Genomic DNA, 16268 nt, shown 5'->3' on the forward strand with positions numbered 1-16268 from the left:
ACGCTCCTCTCTCTTACAAGTGGACGAACTGCTTCAAGAATCGCAGATCGTTCGTATAGAAATGACGAATGTCTTCAATGTCGTACTTCAGCATCGCGATCCGCTCGACCCCGAGGCCGAACGCAAAGCCGCTGTACTCCTCCGGATCGTACCCGGCCATCTCCAGCACGCGCGGATGCACCATACCGGAGCCGAGAATTTCCAGCCATCCGGTATGTTTGCACACGCGGCAGCCGTGTCCGCCGCACATGGCGCAGGTGACGTCCACCTCGGCGCTCGGCTCCGTGAACGGGAAGAAGCTCGGGCGCATCCGGATTTGCGTTTGCTTGCCGAACAGCTCCCGCATGAACTGGAGCAGCGTCCCTTTGAGATCGCTCATGCGGATGTTGCGGTCGATGACCAGCCCTTCGATTTGCGTAAACATGTGCGAATGCGTCGCATCGTCGTCGTCGCGCCGGTAGACGCGGCCCGGACAAATGATTTTGATCGGCACATGGCCCTTCATCTTCTCGAGCGTACGCACCTGAACCGGAGACGTATGGGTCCGCATCAAAATTTCTTCCGTCACGTAGAACGAATCCTGCATGTCGCGCGCCGGATGGTTTTTCGGCAGGTTGAGCGCTTCAAAGTTGTAGTAATCCTGCTCCACTTCCGGCCCTTCCGCGACCGTATAGCCCATCCCGATGAAAATGTCTTCGATTTCCTCGATCACCTTGCTGATCGGATGCACCGCCCCGCGTGCAACCGGACGTCCCGGCAGCGTCACGTCGATCGTCTCGGCTGCCAGCCGCGCCTCGGTTTCCGCCCGGTTGTACTCGGCCTGCTTCGCCTCGATCACGTCCTCGATAGCCCCGCGCACCTCGTTGGCCACCTGCCCGATGAGCGGGCGCTCCTCCGCGCTCAACGCTCCCATCCCGCGCAGCACTTCGGTCAGCGGACCTTTTTTGCCCAAATATTTGATCCGCAGATCGTTCAACTGCTGCTGGTTCTGCACGCCCGCCAGCTCGCCGAGCGCCTCGTCCTTCAACTGCAACAAACGTTCTTTCATCGTGATCTTACCCTCCTTAAGTGTTGTACGAATGCTCCATATCCACGCCACGCAAAAAAGGCCTCCCCGTCCCGGATAAGGGACGAAAAAGCCGTGGTACCACCCTTGTTAGAAAGCTGCGACGCCGCACTTGAACAGGGCGACTCGAAGCGCTTCTCACTTCGTTGAACATAACGGTTCGTAAACCGGTGACCCTCTACTTGCCGCAGCGATAGCTTTCGCGGTTTCAAGGGACTGCTCGGGAGCGAACTTCGGCAGCCTGATTCTTTCGGACCCGCTCTCAATCTCCGGCGGGGCCTCCCTGTGAAGAAGCACTGCTTACTTGTCTCCGTCCACGCATTTGACGGTATGGATTTAACAAGTATTATATGCAAATGGGCCTGCAGATGCAAGGGCGTCCGCCCTTCCGGTCCGGTTCGGCGGTTTGGAATCCGAAGGGGCTGTGGTATAATTCATGGATAATCATGCTAGCAGATGACGAAAAAGTGGGGTCCTTCATGTTAACCTTCGAACAAAAATTGTCCGTGATCGAATCGTTCCCCGAACTGACGCGTAAAGACGTGTCGCTCGGGCGCATTAATTTTCATTATGAAGAAAGCGGCTACGACAAGAAAATCGTCGTCTATCACCTGCACCCGAACGGCAACGGCTTCGTCTATGCCGGTCATACGGCGGACTATGCGACGGACGAGCGCGGTCTCGTGAACATCCGCGACTACTCGGCCGAGGAACTGCGCAAGCTGATTCGGGCGTCGATCCAATCGCTCGCCCCGAAGACATCCGCCGAGCAGGCCGTCAGCGGCGATGCGGCGGAGGAAGAACGCTGGCACGGGCCGAACGGCCAGACGCTGCTGCTCATTCACGAGGACGAGCTGTGGTACCTGTACGCCGGCTTGAATCTGGAATCCGCCTTCGAAACGTATGAAGAAGCGGCCCGGTATTTGCAAGAGGAAGGCTTCAAGCGCCCGTAATGGGTGCGGAAGAACCTCTGTGAACGCGAACACCGCGGACACTCGGACTTGAACTTGAACTTGAATTTGAATTTGAACAAAGCAATCGGATTGGAGTGCAAACGAACCATGCTTACAGGACAGCAGCGCAGTCACATTCGCCCGGGGCTCGAGGTCGATATCGTGCTGAAGCAAGACCAGCGGACCGGCAAGACGACCCGCGGGATCGTCAAGGACATTCTCACGAACTCTCCGACGCATCCGCACGGCATTAAAGTCCGGCTGCAGGACGGCCAGGTCGGTCGCGTGAAAGCCATTATCGGCGCCGCTAATTCTTAACGGACGAACACCCCCGTATCCTGCCGGAGCCGGGGGTGTTCGTCTGTTATAGAGAAGGAATGTTCTCCGCCTTTCTTCGAAAATTTTCGAAAACTTGCAACTTGGCTCCATTTTGTTTCGTCTGGATAAGGTACGTCTCGTACACATAGAGAGAGGCGCGAACCATATGAAAGGGGAGTCCTCCGTTATGAAACTGCTTAAAAATGTGCTTCTTGTTCTTCTAGGCTGCGCTCTATGCTACCTGCTCGTCGGCGTGCAGTTTGTTGACCTCATTCGCTCTCTCGTCGCTTAAAAACTTCCATGACTGACTTACGTTCGGCGGCATGGACGCATCCGCAAGCCGCCTTTGACCCGCAAGGAAATCAGCGGCTCGGGGATAGCCGCAGCTTCCGTTGTGCGCTCGAACCGGTACGCCCTGCCCAGCTCCGCGAGAATAAGCGCCGCTTCCATCATCGCGAACTGCGAGCCGATGCAGCCGCGCGAGCCGCCGCCGAACGGAAAATAAGCGAACCTCGGCCAGCCGGCGCTTTCCTCGGCAAACCGCTCCGGCCGGAACGCGTAAGGGTCGCCGAATACGCGCGGATTCCGGTGAACCGCATAGGGACTGATCAGAAACGAGCTTCCCGCCGGGAAGGTTTCCCCCAGCACGTCCACCTCACGCTCCGCCTCCCGCAGAATCGTCCAGGCCGGCGGATATAGCCGCAGCGTCTCTTGTATGATCTGCTGGGTGTACTTGAGCTTGCGATACTGCTCGAACGCCGGGCCTTCCGATTGCCCGGGCGCATCGACTTCGGCGTGAAATTTGGCGGCGGCGTCCGGCTCCCGGTCGAGCGAATACCATGCCCACACAAGCGCATTGGCCGTCGTTTCATGACCGGCAATCAGCATCGTCATCAGTTGATCGCGGACTTCCGTATCCGTGATCGGCTTTCCATCCTCGTCCTTCGTATCGAGCAGCAAGCCAAGGAGGCTTTCCTCGTACCGGTCGGGCCGTTTTCTTGCATCCGTTATCGCTTCCCGAACAACCGACTCCAGCGTACGAATCGCCCGTTTGTGTACGCGGTGTCCCCGTGTCGGCACACCGAACGGGACGATGAACGGAAAGAACAACGTACGTGCCGACTCGCGAATCGCGATATCGACGGCGTCCGCCAATTCTTTCTTCCGCTCTGCGACATCCGTTGCGAACATGCCTTTGGCAATGACGGATAACGTCAGGCGCATCATCTCGTCATGCAGCTCCACAGGCTGTCCGTCCTGCAGCGATTCGATCGCTCGCCGCGATTCCTCCGCGACAATACGCGCGTACGCCTGAATCCGTTCTTTGTAGAACGCGGGCATCAAATATTTCTTCTGCCGCCGGTGCTCCTCTTTTTCCGACGTCAGCAGCCCGTCACCGATCGTCCTTCGAAGCACTTCCGAGCTTCGGCCCTTGCGGAAATACGCTTCCCTGGCGACCAGGATTTCGTGGATGAATTCCGGCGCATTGACGATATAAGAGGGACGCTTCTCTCCCGAACGCAGGGAAATCACGTCGCCGTCCTGCAGCACCTCTACTAACAAGCCGAGCGGATCGCGTTGAAATGCGATAAAATTGCGCATGCGCGACGTGCGGATGTCTACGATGCGAGACATAGCTTGAACGCCTCCTCCGAAACCCTATGGATGTATGTCCCAAAGTATACCATGTTTAGAAGAACGCAGGCATTTATCGGGCGGGAACCGTTTCAAGAAGCAAGATATACGTAACGAAAGTGTGCGAAAAGGGAGGAAGAGAAGGTGAGGAAACGCTGGATTTGGATGATGACGCTATTATTGCCGCTGACGGCTCTCGCTTGGGCCGCCTTCCCGCATCCGTGCGCCGCCTGTTCTTGTGCGGCGGTCACTCCGCTGCAAGCCGCCGAACAAGCGGCGGCAGTTTTCGAGGGGAAGGTGCTGGGCATCCGCGAGACGTACGATCCATACGATGAAAGCGGGGCAATCGGAAGACGATATGCCGTTCGCCTGGAGGTCGATTCGATCCGGAAAGGCGAGCTGCCCTCGGAAGCTATCGTGTACACCGGCTTCCATTCGTGCGGCATTGATTTTAAGCAGGGGGAAACGTATTTGGTATACGCGCAGGAGCGGCATCCCGGCGAGCTGGAGACGCATCTTTGCGCAGGGACGAAGGCGCTGACGGATGCCCGGGACGATTTGGCCCTGCTGCCCGTCGGCGTAAAGCCTTCCACCCAAGCCGATCTCTCCGGCAGCCTGATGACGGAGGTACCGGGCTGGCTGGCCTTGTATGCGAAGCAGGCGTGGAACAAGCTGACGCAGCCGCACGCGCTTGCCAAGCCGGGCTTGCTTGCGTTAGGGTTCGCCATCGCCTGTGCTTTCGTTGCGACGAAGCGCAAACGGCTGCCGCTCTATAGCCTTTCGCGCGTTATCGGCTTGTGCGGCGGAGTGTACAGCTCGGCCCTGTGGGTCAGCCTCATCTGGCTGAATCCCTACGCGCCGCTTTCCAATCCCGGCGAATGGCTGGCGGTGCTGCTGTTCGGTCTCGCTCCTGCACTGCTCGCCATCGTCTCCTCCGTTCGGCGGCGGCCATGGGGAATGCTGGCGGCTCTGCTGTGGGCCGCCCCGCTAAGCTTATATGTGGCGGCGACGCCTGGAGTCTTTCGCTGGGCAGGCGTCGCGCTTCCGCTCTATATGCTGGCTTGGCTGATGATGAAGCTGCACAAGGACTCGTCAGCGCGTTGATGCAATGCCCTGCAGCGGTGGGCGGTGCAGGTTCGCGCAAGGATCGCGCAGGCAAGATCAGCATAAGCCGCTAGGCTCGCTCCGCCTTGTAGGCCTCGCATTCTGCGAGCCAGCGCGGGACGATGCCCGGATTCGACGCAAAGTGAAGGTGCGTGTAGCCGGCAATCAGCCGGTTCCGCAGAGCGCCTTCGGTCTTCGTCCCGCGCATGCCTTTCGTCTCGTAGGCATGCGCCGGGAGCGCCGTCTCGTCAGGCGGCTCGTAGACGGAGTAGTGGAACTCGTGCCCGCGCGCAGCCTCGCCTTCCGGCAGCAGGAAGTTGCCGGGTAAACCGGTCACCTCGCGCAGTCCGAGCGCCGCCAGCCTCCGCTGCATCGTCACCTGTCCGGGGACGAGGCCGACCATCGGGAAGCTGCGTCCGTCCGTATCGCGGATCGACCCGGTCAAGTACATGAAGCCGCCGCACTCGGCCAGCGTCGGCAGGCCTTGCTCCACCGCCCGCCGGATCGATTCGGCGACCGCGGTTTGCGCGCCGAGCCGCTCGGCAAACTCCTCGGGGAAGCCGCCTCCGATGTACAGGCCGCCCGCATCCTCCGGCAGCGGCTCCCCGGCCAGCGGTGAGAAGAAGCGCAGCCGGGCGCCGTACAGCTCCAGCAGCTCGAGATTTTCCTCGTAGTAGAAATGGAACGCGGCGTCGCGGGCGACAGCCAAGGTTACCGGGTATTTCCTCGCCGGTTCCGCGAAGATCCGATTCGCCGGACTCGGAGGCAGCCCAAGCTCGTCCGCGAGCTCGCTTAGCTCCAGCAGCTTGTCCATATCGGTTGTCTGCTGCAGCCTCTCCGCGAGGGCGTCGAATAAGCCTCCAAGCTCGCCCCGTTCGATGGAAGGCACGAGGCCGAGGTGCCGCTCCGGCACCGACAGCGCCTCTTCCCGCAGCAAATAACCGATGACCGGAACGCCGCACTCCTGTTCGATCGCTTCCTTCACGATGCGGTAATGCCCGGCGCTTCCGACCTTGTTGGCGAAGACGGCCGCGATTCGCACGCGCGGATCAAGCAGCTGAAAGCCCTTGACGATTGCCGCCGCACTGCGCGCCATGCTTTGGCAGTTGACGACGAGCAGCACCGGAGAACCGAGCAGCAGACTGATTTCGGCCGTGCTGCCGACGTTCGATTTCGGGTCTTTGCCATCGTAAAAGCCCATCACGCCTTCGATCACGGCAAGGTCCGCATCCGCCGACGCGCGTTCGTACAGCTCCCGCACCGCTTCCGCTCCGAACATCCAGCTATCCAGATTCCGCGACGGTCTGCCCGTTACCGCCTTGTGATACGTCGGGTCGATATAGTCCGGCCCGCATTTAAACCCCTGCACCTTCAATCCTTTGCCTCTCAGGGCGGCCATGATGCCGAGCGTCACCGTCGTTTTGCCGGCGCCGCTTCCGGTGCCCGCAATCACGAGACAACGCCGGCCTGCCGCCGCACACTCCTGATCCATCCTGCCAATCCCCCTAAATAACGTTTGGATAAGCCGCCCCGCCTCCGTTATTTTAAAAAAGGCGCGACGGCTACCGAAATCGTGACGTTGCCGCTTTTTTTCTTCGTCAAGGCCAACTGCTGCGCACCCGTATATCGTTTGGCGGCCGGTTCGCTGACGCCGTACGCTCCGGTAAACTTGTACACCGTGTCGGACGGGTCGTCGATCGGCATCTCGTTCAGCTCCTGCGGCGTATAGCACACGAGCGGCCAGCCGTGCGAGCGGCATACCGCAAGCAGCCCTTCCTCGTCCTGTTTCAGGTCGATCGTACAGACCGCCTTTACGCTTTGCAAGGAAAAACGAAGCTCGCTGAGCGTATCGCGCACAGCCGCTTCGATCTCCTCGGCGGACGTCCCGCGGTTGCAGCCGATGCCGAGCGCAATCACTTTAGGGCGGTACAGCACGCCGTTCGCCAGAATCGGCAGCTCCTCCGGCTCCAGCAGCCGGTGCGTCACCACCAGCGCCGCCTGCGGCTCGTCCGCCAGCGCGCTTGAGATATCGCCGTATGTGCGGATATGCGGCGGCAGCGGCGTGTCGTGCAGCCACCAATCCGGCTCGCCCGACTCCTGCACGACGGCGACGCGCTCCTCGTTCACGACCGACGCGCTGACCGGCGTCAGCTTGTCGGCGCTGTCCCACGTCCAGCCGAAACGGCGGCCGAACAAGTCGACCGCGATCGTCTTCTGCACGTCGGACGCCGTCGTGATGACGGCTCTGGCGCCGAGCGCCGCCGCCACCTCGCGCGTCAGCTCGTTCGCGCCGCCCAAATGGCCCGACAGCACGCTGATGACGTGCTCGCCCTTGTCGTCAATGACGACGATGCCGGGGTCCTTCTTCTTATCTTCCAGCAATGGAGCGATCATCCGGACGACCGCGCCCAGCGATATGATGCAGACAAGCCCCTGATAAGCCGGAAAAAGCGCCGGATACAGCAGGCGCACGCTGCCCTCGAACAGCTGGATGCCTCGCTCCGCCTCGTCTCCGCGCGCAAACTTGGACATGTAATACACATCGGTGGCGCCGCCGAACGACGCTTGCAGGCGCCGGGCCAGCTCCGCGCCGTGCTTCGTGATCGCGACAACCGCATAATCGCCGCTGCGCCGGATTTCCGGCACGGCTCCTTCCTGCAGCTTGATGGCGGCGGGCGTTTGCATCACGGCTTCACCCCCTTGCGGTAGCCGTGAGTGAACGTGGCGTCGTACAGCTTCGAGCGGTACGCGTCATTCTCGTGAATATGCGGATCGAGCGCCCAACCGGCCAAAATCATCGCGTGCTTTCGAATGCCGTTCACCCGCATATCTTCGTCGAGCCGCTCCAGCGTGGAACGGACGACCACTTGATCCGGCCACGAGGCCCGCTGCACGACGGCAACCGGCGTCTGGGGCGACCAGCCCGCTTCCGTCAGCTCGCGCACGACCTTCTTGGTGAGCGTCGCGCTAAGAAATAGCGCAAGCGTGCAATGGTGCTTGGCCAGATCGCGCAGCTGCTCGCGTTCCGGCATCGGCGTGCGTCCTTCCACGCGCGTCAGAATGACCGTCTGCGTCAGCTCGGGAATCGTCAGCTCGGCGCCGATCGCGGCGGCCGAAGCGAAGACGGAGCTGACGCCGGGCACGACTTCGATGCCGATGCCTTCGCGCTTGAGCAGCGCCGCCTGTTCCATGATGGCGCCGAACATCGACGGATCGCCGGTATGGACGCGGGCGACCATTTTCCCCGCCCTGACCCGGTCGGCCATGATTCCCACCATCTCTTCCAGGCTCATGCCGGCGCTCAGCAGCACTTCCGCCTCCGGCTTCGCACGCGCGATCAGCTCATCGTTGACGAGCGAATCGGTGTACAGCACGACGTCCGCTTCCTGCAGGAGGCGCAGCCCTTTGACCGTAATCAAATCCGGGTCGCCGGGGCCCGCGCCGATTATATATACTTTCATTTTCTCACCACCATCAGCGTTAAATATTCGAGCTCCCGCCCCGCCAAGTCGGCAACGTTGCGCCATATTTGCTCCTCGGCCGAGGTCACCTTGGTCAGGACGGACGCCTTGTCCGTCAAGCCGAGATCGCCCAGCACGCGCAGCATCAGGTCGATGACCTTCGCTACCTTGATGAACACGACGGCATCGTGGGTTTCGAGCGCCGTCCGCATCGCCTCGTAATCGTCCGTCGCCGGTACGATCGCCACCTGTTCGTCGCCGTCCGCCAGCGGAATGCCGAGTCTCGAAGCCGAAGCGTTGATCGACGAAATGCCGGGCACGGACACCGCCTGCACCTCGGGATGGCGCTCGTTCATGAGCCGCATCAAATGAATATAAGTGCTGTACAGCATCGTGTCGCCCTCGGTGACGAAGGCGACGTCTTTCCCTTGATTCAAGTGCTCCCACACGGTATCGACCGTTTTGTTCCACTGCTTCTCCAGCGCCTCGCGGTCTTTCGTCATCGGGAACGTCAGCCCGAGCATCGTTTTCTCCGTCGTGTCCACATACAGCTCGGTAATGGCAAGGGCATAGCTTTTGGCCCCCGATTTTTTACGCGGGTAAGCGATGACAGGACATTGTTTCAACAGGCGGAACGCCTTCACCGTAATTAATTCCGGGTCGCCCGGCCCGACGCCGAGCCCGTAAAGCGTACCAAGGTTAGTCATCTTGAGGTTTCCTTTCTGTCTGTGAGGGTGCACTCGTGATCCGCCGGTTTCCGCCGGGCGGCGATGATGTAAACCGGATTTAAGCTTTCAAACCGCGTCATATCGAGGATCGGCTTGCTGCGGCTCAATTGAGCGAGTGTGATGTCGGCCCGGAAGCCTTCATCGGCAAAAGCTTGCGCAGCTGCCGCCAGGTTCTCAATCGTCACCGCGTTCAACACGATCGTACCGCCCTGTCTTAGACGCGAGCAGCACAGCGCCAGCAGATCCCGCAGCTCGCCGCCGCTGCCGCCGATGAACACGGCGTCGGGGTCCGGGAACGACTCCAGCCCTTCGGGAGCTTTAGCGTGCACGAGCGTGATGTCCGTGCGGAACTTGCGCGCGTTCTCGCGGGCGTTGGCCAGATCGCCTTCGTTCTTCTCAACGGCGTACACGGCCCCCTCCGGGCAGAGGCGAGCGGCTTCGATGGCCACCGATCCGGTGCACGTGCCGATGTCCCACACGATGCTGTCCCGCTTCAGGCCGAGCGCGGCGATGCTCAACACGCGCACTTCGCGCTTCGTGATGAGCCCTTTATCCGGCTTCCGCTGGGCGAATTCGGCGTCGTCAATGCCGAGCGGCCATGCCGGGGGCATGACGCCGGGGCTTTTGGCGCGCAGCACGACGACGTTCAACGGCGCGAAGTCGCCGCTCGAGAGGGCCGCAAGGTCGGTTAAACCGTACCAGCCGGTCCGCTCCTTCTCTCCGCCCAGATGCTCGGCGACGAACGCCTCATATTCCGTCATCCCGTACTCCAGCAAATAGGCCGCAACGGCCGCCGGATGGTTGATCTCGTCGGTGAGCAGCGCCACCTTCGGCTTGCCGTCGATCCGCTGCGCCAACCCCCGGATCGGCCGACCGTGAAGGCTTACTGTGAAGGCATCGTGCCAGCCTTCGCCGATCCGCGCGAACGCAAGCTGGACCGAGCTCACGAATGGCAATACCTCGATCCGGCCGGGCAGCTTCGCCGCCAAATACCCCCCGATGCCGTAAAACAGCGGGTCCCCGGATGCGAGCACCACCGTGCTCCGGCTCTCGTTGCGCAGTTGTTCGACGAGTTCGCCAAGCCCGCTGCGAATCATGACTTTCTCCGCCGGGCTGTCGTGGAACATCTCCAGCTGCCGTTCCCCGCCGACAAGCACCCCGCATTGTGCGATCCGCTGCAAATAAGCGTCCGGCAATCCGGCCCTCCCGTCATCGCCGACGCCCATCACCACGATCGTATTTTCCATGTTCCTCTCACCTTTCCCTGTCGCTTCCGGATTGTTCCCCCGGCCCGTGTGAAGCTGTTGCGGCAGATCGCCCCAGCAGATCGCCCTTCATCGAGATAATAACGGTTTCGATCTGAAGGCTTTCGTCCGGCTCGCCTTCCGCCTGCCGTTCGCGCAGGTCCGCCGGGCGGCTCCTGCTCCCGGTTTCCTTAAGCAACGCTCGGCAGCAGTATTCGCCCATCCGCTGGAAGAAGGCCTCGTTCCCGAGCGCCTGCATCATATCGCCGACCTGTGCGGCCGTATTGGCTTCCCGGATCTGCTGCAGCGTCTCCCCGGACGCCCCGGCCTGCTCCGCCAGCCCGGCGAGAAAGCCGAAGTCGACGGGGGCGCTTTTGGAGTGCACCATCATCACGCCCTGCGCTACTTTGGAAAATTTGCCCATCATGCCAACGAGGGTGATGCGCCTGATGCCCTGCCTGGCGCATTGCTGCACGGCAAATCCGACAAAGTCGCCCATTTCGACGAACGCCTCCTCCGGCAGCGCCGGATACAGCTCCATGCCGAACTTTTCCGTGCGGCCTCCGGTGGAGAGGACGATATGACGGACGCCGCTCTTGACGGCCACCCGAATCGCTTGGGCGACGCTTGCTTTGTAGGCCGCCGTCGAGAAAGGCACGACGATACCGCGCGTGCCGAGAATCGAGATGCCGCCCAAGATGCCGAGCCGCGCATTGAGCGTTTTCTTCGCAATCTCTTCGCCCTCCGGCACCGATACGACGACCCGCACGCCACGGTGAATCTCGTAGCGGTTGAGCACGGCCGCAACCGCTTCGCGGATCATTTTGCGCGGCACCGGATTGATGGCAGCCTGACCGACGTCGACGGGCAGCCCCGGCTTCGTCACCCGACCAACGCCGATGCCGCCGTCGATGTCTATGCCTTCCTCCGGGGTCCACGAGACCTCGGTTATAATTCTCGCGCCATGCGTTGCGTCCGGGTCGTCGCCGCCGTCCTTGATGACTTCGGCGCAAGCCCGCGTCTGCTCGAATTCGCACCGGACGATGTCGAACGTCACATCCTGCCCGATCGGCAGCCGGATCGTCGACTTCATAACCGTTTCCTGCACAATGAGCGCCTCCAGCGCCGCCTGAGCAGCCGCCGTGGCGCAAGCGCCCGTCGTATACCCGTGACGAAGCGGCTTCGTCTCCTGGTTGTCCGCACCGGCCTTGACCATGTCTGTTACCCCTGACGCTCCGCGAGCAGCGACAGCGCATTAACGGTCGCAACCGCGACCGGACTTCCGCCTTTGCGGCCGATATTCGTGATGAACGGCACGTCCAGCTTCAGCAGCTCTTCCTTCGATTCCGCCGCCGACACGAAGCCGACCGGGACACCGATGATTAAACCGGGACGCGCTTCGCCCTCCTTGACGAGCCGAATCAGCTCCAGCAGCGCCGTCGGAGCGTTGCCGATCGCATAGATCGCGCCGTCCGCTTCCCGCGCCGCCTTGCGCGTCGCGATGATCGCGCGCGTCGTATTGAGCCGCTTCGCCTCCTGCATCACGTCGGGATCGGATATGTACACCCGCACCTCGCCCCCGAACTTCTCCAGACGCGGCTTGCTGATGCCGACCTGCACCATCTGCACATCCGCCACGATCGGCTTGCCGCTGCGGATCGCCTGAATACCGGCCTGTACGGCATCCGGATGAAACACGAGGCTGCGCCCCAGCTCGAAATCGGCCGAAGCATGAATAACCCGCTGCACGACTTTATACTGCTCCTCGGCATAATCGTGCGGGCCGAATTCCTCCGTAATCATCTCGAAGCTTTTTTCTTCAATTTCCTGCGGCTGTACGGTCACCGGTTTAAAATCCGTGCGAAAATCCATTACCGACGCACCTCCTGTGCAATTTGTCCGAGCTCGGCGAGCACGCCGTCAAACTCCGTGTAGACGACCCCGTAATCAAGCGCCGGCCGGCCGATCACAATCGTGTCGATGTCCATCTCAAGCGCGGCCGACAGCTTCTCTTCCACGGCGCCGACTTGTCCGCTTTCCTTCGTGATCAGCACCGTGACGCCGTAATGCCGATAGAACGCCTGATTGATTTCCTTCGAAAATGGCCCCTGCATGGCCACGATGTTCCTCTGCTCGACGCCGAGCTGCTCGCACTTCTCCATGTTGTCTTTACGGGGCAGCATGCGCGCGACCAGCGTCGTATCCGGCAGCCCGACCAGCTTCTCGGCAAACACCTGCAGCGTCTTGCTGCCCGTGGCGAGGAATACGACACCGCGCTTTTGCGCCGCCAATTCCGCCGCCTGCTCGTAGTCGTCGACGAAGGAAAGGCGCGGGTGGGCGGCGAACTTCCCGCGCTCGCGCTCATAGCGGACGTAAGGCACGTCCGCCGTGCGGGCCGCCGCCATCGCATTGCGCGACGCTTCCTCGGCGAACGGGTGCGTCGCGTCGACGACCGCCTGGACGCTGCGGCTGCGGATCAGCTCCACGAGCGCCGCTTCGGACAGCCTCCCGACCTGCGTCGGAACACCGGCCTCCATGAGGCTCTTCGCCGCACTCTCGGTGACGACGGTCGCCAGCAGCTCGTAGCCGGCTTGCCGGATGCGTATTGCCAGCTCACGCGCGTCGCTCGTTCCGGCCATGACGAGGATCATGCGGGCACCTCCTTCGTAGAAGCCGGAGACGGCGCTGCCTCCTGCGGCTGCTCGCGATGCTGATCCTGTTGTTCATGGCCGGGATGGCGCTTATGCTCATGATCATGATCATCGGCATGCGCGTGGACATGGCTGTGTTCCTGTTGATGCTTAGGTTCGTGGTCATGCTCGTGCTCGTCGCCGTGCGCATGAATGTGTTCGTGCTCATGGTTATGAGCGTGCTCGTCGCCGTGTGCATGACGGTGCCCGTGCTCATGTTCGTGACGGTGCTCGTCGCCGTGTGCATGACGGTGCTCGTGCTCATGATGATGATCGTGCCCATGGTGATGACTGTGGTCATGATCATGATCATGGTGATGATGCTTCATCGCTTCCAGCCGGAATTGACACATGTCGCAATTCATCCGCACCTGCCCCTGCAGCGCTTCCTGTGCGCGCTCCCGCATAATCTCGCGCAGCATCGGGTGGAACCCGAAGTATTCGGCAAGCACGAACTCGCGGTCCGGATACGTCTCCGCGAACGAGGCCGTCAGCTGCTCCAGCCTCTTGATCAGTACGCCCGTGAACAAAAAGTACGGCAGCAGCACGATGCGTTTCGCGCCCAGCCTGACACAGCGGTCCACGCCTTCGTCGGCCCGCGGGGCGGTTACGCCGATGAACGCCGTCTCGACCCATTGCACGTTGAGCCGTTCCCACAGCAACCGGGATATTTTAAACAAATCGCTGTTCGCATCGGCGTCGCTGCTTCCTCTTCCGATCAATAGCAGCGCCGTATCCGGCGATTCGATCAAACCGTCGACACCGGCCTCCGCCAGCCGGGTCTGCAAAATATCCAGCGCCAGCTCGTGCACGCCGATCGGTCGGCTGTAAATAAATTCGACACCGGGAAACTGACGCTTCGCCTCATCCATAGCCGCCGGAATATGGAGCTTCGCATGTCCCGCCGCAAACAGCGTAATCGGCACAACGCCAACCCGGGTCGCCCCCCGGGCGACGCACGCGGCAAAGCCTTCCCGCATGGAAGGGGACTCGAACTCCAAAAAACATGTTTCTACAATCGGCACATCCAGCCCGTTCTCCACCGAACGGACAAAGGCGCGCACCTCTTCGTTTCCTTCCGGATCACGGCTTCCGTGACCGACAAATAACAAGGCGTCCATCTACGATCCGCCTCCCTTCGTTTAATCGCCGCAGACGGCATTTTCAATCTTGAACACCGGCACTTCCCGGTAACGATATCCTTCAAGCTCCTTGATCCGGCTATAATATTTATGAAAACGCTCGTTCGGATGGGCCTCATCCGCATACCGCCTGACGATCCGCTCCACCGTCTCCAGCAAGCGATCCGGCTCTACGCCTTCAGCCACCGGGATGCCCGGATGAGCGTTGCGGCCTACCGTTTTGCCGCCGAGGAACAGATCGAACTTTTCCTTGCGGTACACGATGCCGATATCTTCCCGCACCGCGCCGTAACAAGCCATTCCGCAGCCGTTGAAACCGATGCGCAGCTCCTTTGGCACCTTCAGGCCGCCGATTCGCTGCTGCAGATCCTCCAGGTAAGGAACCGAATCCGCTTTGTCCATATTGCAAAAATCGCATGCCTTGATTTGCGCGACATCGCCGACCGGCGCCAGCAGCAGCCCAGCCGCCTCCAGCCGCGATACCGCCTGCTGCGGCTCCGAAGTCACGAGCCTCACAAGCCATTGATGATGCGGCGTATATTCAATCGAACCGTCTTCGCCCACGATGTCGGCCAGCAGCGTCAGTTGGGCGGCCGTCAATCTCTTCTCCGCGAGCCCGGGGCTGACGGCGAACTCGAGAATCTCCCGCCGCCGGAACGGATCGCTTTCGCGCTGCCAGGACGGCGTCTCGGCCGGCGCTCCGGCGTTCGCCGCACCGCGCTGCGTCTCCACGAGCCGCAGCGCCTCGAGCGCCAACGCTAGCGGCGACGCGGCAGCGTCCCCCGCTGCGCCCTCCGCTTCCTTCGCAGCCGTCGCCTCTGCGGCAGCCGCTTCGCTCTTCGCCGCTCCCGCTGCCGGCTCTCGCTCCGCCGTCGCAACAGCGCCTTCCCGCGCTTCGAGCGACCACGGCTCCGCCTCGGCGCGCAGCCGCTCATGCGGCTTCAACGGCTGCACGTCCGCGCCGAGCGTATACTTGCGCTGGTAGCCGCGCGGCGTAATCATCAGACCGTCGTAGACGACCGTCGCCGAGTTGCCGATAATAACCGTCGTCAGCATGCCGATGTCGTGCTCCAGCATGCGTTCGAGCGTCGTGATGGCAATCTCTTCCCGGTCCCGGTAGGCGCTTTTGACAATACCAACCGGCGTTTGCGGCGACCGGTAACGCAGCAGCACGCTGCGCGTCTCGACGATTTGCCGGGTGCGCCGGCCGCTTCGCGGGTTATATAACGCGATGACGAAGTCGGCCGCCGCCGCCGCTTCGACCCGCCTAATAATGAGGTCCCAGGGCGTCAAATGGTCGCTCAGGCTGATCGTGCAGGCATCGTGCATGATCGGCGCGCCAAGCAGCGAACCCGTCGAGTTGATCGCCGAGATGCCCGGAATCACCTCCACGTTGACACCGGTGTCCCGACGCCAGCCTTGCTCCATCAATACTTCGTAGACGAGGCCGGCCATCCCGTACACCCCCGCGTCCCCGCTCGAGATAACCGCGACTTTCCGGCCGGCCTGCGCCTGCCGAACCGCCTCCTGCGCCCGGCTGACCTCCTCGGTCATCCCGGTACGTACGATATGCTGCCCGCTCAGTAAACCGCGGATCAAATCCACGTATGTGTTGTAGCCGATGATGACCTCGCTCTCCATGATCGCTTCTTTCGCCGCTTGCGTCATATGCTCGAAGCTGCCGGGGCCAAATCCGATAACCGATAGCTTGCCTTTCATCGTTTCGTCCTCCCTTCCAGTCGCTGAACGATAATAGCGGAACCATCAAACAAACCAACCCACGCAAAAAAAGCATCCTTCCTCTCGGAAAGATGCTTGACGATAAAGTGAACCGGCTGCTGCCGGGGTAAATTCCCGCGCGTTTGCCGAATATGACGGCAAGCGCTTGGCTCTAACCCGCAGTACGCCTGAACCCATTCCCGTACAC

15 protein-coding genes are annotated in these 16268 nt (G+C 61.4%); 3 read left to right on the forward strand and 12 right to left on the reverse strand.

Annotated features, from left to right (window positions below; translation table 11 throughout):
- Positions 1 to 13 precede the first annotated feature (13 nt).
- Complete coding sequence (pheS, locus tag FKP33_RS10765; RefSeq protein WP_127608249.1) at positions 14 to 1048, reverse strand: phenylalanine--tRNA ligase subunit alpha; 1035 nt, start codon at positions 1046 to 1048, stop codon at positions 14 to 16.
- A 497-nt stretch (positions 1049 to 1545) separates the two neighbouring features.
- Between pheS and FKP33_RS10770 the strand changes: the two genes are divergently transcribed.
- Positions 1546 to 2019, forward strand: a complete 474-nt coding sequence (locus FKP33_RS10770) for a hypothetical protein (RefSeq protein WP_054798279.1) — start codon at positions 1546 to 1548, stop codon at positions 2017 to 2019.
- 108 nt (positions 2020 to 2127) lie between these two features.
- Complete coding sequence (locus FKP33_RS10775; RefSeq protein WP_054798278.1) at positions 2128 to 2337, forward strand: YwbE family protein; 210 nt, start codon at positions 2128 to 2130, stop codon at positions 2335 to 2337.
- 309 nt (positions 2338 to 2646) lie between these two features.
- On the opposite strand, the gene FKP33_RS10780 is transcribed toward FKP33_RS10775, so the two are convergent.
- On the reverse strand, positions 2647 to 3972 hold the full coding sequence (locus FKP33_RS10780; RefSeq protein WP_141334986.1) for a cytochrome P450: 1326 nt from the start codon (positions 3970 to 3972) through the stop codon (positions 2647 to 2649).
- A 144-nt stretch (positions 3973 to 4116) separates the two neighbouring features.
- On the opposite strand from FKP33_RS10780, the gene FKP33_RS10785 reads away from it, so the two are divergent.
- Entirely contained in the window at positions 4117 to 5076 is a 960-nt protein-coding gene (locus tag FKP33_RS10785) for a hypothetical protein (protein ID WP_141334988.1), read from the forward strand.
- 70 nt (positions 5077 to 5146) lie between these two features.
- Here FKP33_RS10785 and FKP33_RS10790 read toward each other — a convergent pair whose 3' ends face one another.
- From FKP33_RS10790 to cobJ, 10 genes are read right to left on the reverse strand one after another with little or no spacing between them, the layout of a single operon-like run.
- Entirely contained in the window at positions 5147 to 6568 is a 1422-nt protein-coding gene (locus tag FKP33_RS10790; protein WP_141334990.1) for a cobyrinic acid a,c-diamide synthase CobB, read from the reverse strand.
- A 47-nt stretch (positions 6569 to 6615) separates the two neighbouring features.
- Positions 6616 to 7761 (reverse strand): cobalt-precorrin 5A hydrolase, encoded by a 1146-nt coding sequence (locus FKP33_RS27675; RefSeq protein WP_141335059.1) that lies wholly within the window; start codon positions 7759 to 7761, stop codon positions 6616 to 6618.
- Positions 7761 to 8537: a precorrin-4 C(11)-methyltransferase gene (gene cobM / locus FKP33_RS10800; protein ID WP_127608255.1), complete on the reverse strand. Its 777-nt coding sequence runs from the start codon at positions 8535 to 8537 to the stop codon at positions 7761 to 7763. The genes FKP33_RS27675 and cobM overlap by 1 nt, the downstream gene beginning before the upstream one ends.
- Entirely contained in the window at positions 8534 to 9244 is a 711-nt protein-coding gene (gene cobI / locus FKP33_RS10805) for a precorrin-2 C(20)-methyltransferase (RefSeq protein ID WP_127608256.1), read from the reverse strand. Before cobI ends, cobM begins: the two co-directional genes overlap by 4 nt.
- Entirely contained in the window at positions 9241 to 10512 is a 1272-nt protein-coding gene (locus FKP33_RS10810) for a bifunctional cobalt-precorrin-7 (C(5))-methyltransferase/cobalt-precorrin-6B (C(15))-methyltransferase (protein ID WP_054798273.1), read from the reverse strand. The genes cobI and FKP33_RS10810 overlap by 4 nt, the downstream gene beginning before the upstream one ends.
- Positions 10513 to 10519: 7 nt before the next feature.
- A complete protein-coding gene (locus FKP33_RS10815) occupies positions 10520 to 11725 on the reverse strand; it encodes a cobalt-precorrin-5B (C(1))-methyltransferase (protein ID WP_141334992.1) in 1206 nt (401 codons plus the stop codon).
- Between the two features lie 5 nt (positions 11726 to 11730).
- The gene (locus FKP33_RS10820; RefSeq protein WP_127608259.1) at positions 11731 to 12381 is read right to left on the reverse strand and encodes a precorrin-8X methylmutase; all 651 of its coding nucleotides are present in this window, start codon (positions 12379 to 12381) and stop codon (positions 11731 to 11733) included.
- On the reverse strand, positions 12381 to 13160 hold the full coding sequence (gene cobK, locus FKP33_RS10825; RefSeq protein ID WP_054798272.1) for a precorrin-6A reductase: 780 nt from the start codon (positions 13158 to 13160) through the stop codon (positions 12381 to 12383). Before cobK ends, FKP33_RS10820 begins: the two co-directional genes overlap by 1 nt.
- The gene (locus FKP33_RS10830) at positions 13157 to 14320 is read right to left on the reverse strand and encodes a sirohydrochlorin chelatase (RefSeq protein WP_141334994.1); all 1164 of its coding nucleotides are present in this window, start codon (positions 14318 to 14320) and stop codon (positions 13157 to 13159) included. The genes cobK and FKP33_RS10830 overlap by 4 nt, the downstream gene beginning before the upstream one ends.
- A gap of 21 nt (positions 14321 to 14341) precedes the next feature.
- Positions 14342 to 16060: a precorrin-3B C(17)-methyltransferase gene (gene cobJ, locus FKP33_RS10835; RefSeq protein WP_127608261.1), complete on the reverse strand. Its 1719-nt coding sequence runs from the start codon at positions 16058 to 16060 to the stop codon at positions 14342 to 14344.
- Positions 16061 to 16268: the final 208 nt, after the last annotated feature.

The organism is Paenibacillus sp. tmac-D7 (assembly GCF_006519665.1).
GTDB classification, from domain to species: domain Bacteria; phylum Bacillota; class Bacilli; order Paenibacillales; family NBRC-103111; genus Paenibacillus_G; species Paenibacillus_G validus.

What these genes read in the sequence shown, in the direction of transcription:
- FKP33_RS10790 (WP_141334990.1), bottom strand. Translation starts at nt 6,568, where the DNA reads ATGGATCAGGAGTGTGCGGCGGCAGGCCGGCGTTGTCTCGTGATTGCG.
- cobM (WP_127608255.1), bottom strand. Translation starts at nt 8,537, where the DNA reads ATGAAAGTATATATAATCGGCGCGGGCCCCGGCGACCCGGATTTGATT.
- FKP33_RS10775 (WP_054798278.1), top strand. Translation starts at nt 2,128, where the DNA reads ATGCTTACAGGACAGCAGCGCAGTCACATTCGCCCGGGGCTCGAGGTC.
- FKP33_RS27675 (WP_141335059.1), bottom strand. Translation starts at nt 7,761, where the DNA reads ATGCAAACGCCCGCCGCCATCAAGCTGCAGGAAGGAGCCGTGCCGGAA.
- FKP33_RS10780 (WP_141334986.1), bottom strand. Translation starts at nt 3,972, where the DNA reads ATGTCTCGCATCGTAGACATCCGCACGTCGCGCATGCGCAATTTTATC.
- FKP33_RS10830 (WP_141334994.1), bottom strand. Translation starts at nt 14,320, where the DNA reads ATGGACGCCTTGTTATTTGTCGGTCACGGAAGCCGTGATCCGGAAGGA.
- FKP33_RS10810 (WP_054798273.1), bottom strand. Translation starts at nt 10,512, where the DNA reads ATGGAAAATACGATCGTGGTGATGGGCGTCGGCGATGACGGGAGGGCC.
- cobI (WP_127608256.1), bottom strand. Translation starts at nt 9,244, where the DNA reads ATGACTAACCTTGGTACGCTTTACGGGCTCGGCGTCGGGCCGGGCGAC.
- cobJ (WP_127608261.1), bottom strand. Translation starts at nt 16,060, where the DNA reads ATGAAAGGCAAGCTATCGGTTATCGGATTTGGCCCCGGCAGCTTCGAG.
- cobK (WP_054798272.1), bottom strand. Translation starts at nt 13,160, where the DNA reads ATGATCCTCGTCATGGCCGGAACGAGCGACGCGCGTGAGCTGGCAATA.
- FKP33_RS10770 (WP_054798279.1), top strand. Translation starts at nt 1,546, where the DNA reads ATGTTAACCTTCGAACAAAAATTGTCCGTGATCGAATCGTTCCCCGAA.
- pheS (WP_127608249.1), bottom strand. Translation starts at nt 1,048, where the DNA reads ATGAAAGAACGTTTGTTGCAGTTGAAGGACGAGGCGCTCGGCGAGCTG.
- FKP33_RS10815 (WP_141334992.1), bottom strand. Translation starts at nt 11,725, where the DNA reads ATGGTCAAGGCCGGTGCGGACAACCAGGAGACGAAGCCGCTTCGTCAC.
- FKP33_RS10820 (WP_127608259.1), bottom strand. Translation starts at nt 12,381, where the DNA reads ATGGATTTTCGCACGGATTTTAAACCGGTGACCGTACAGCCGCAGGAA.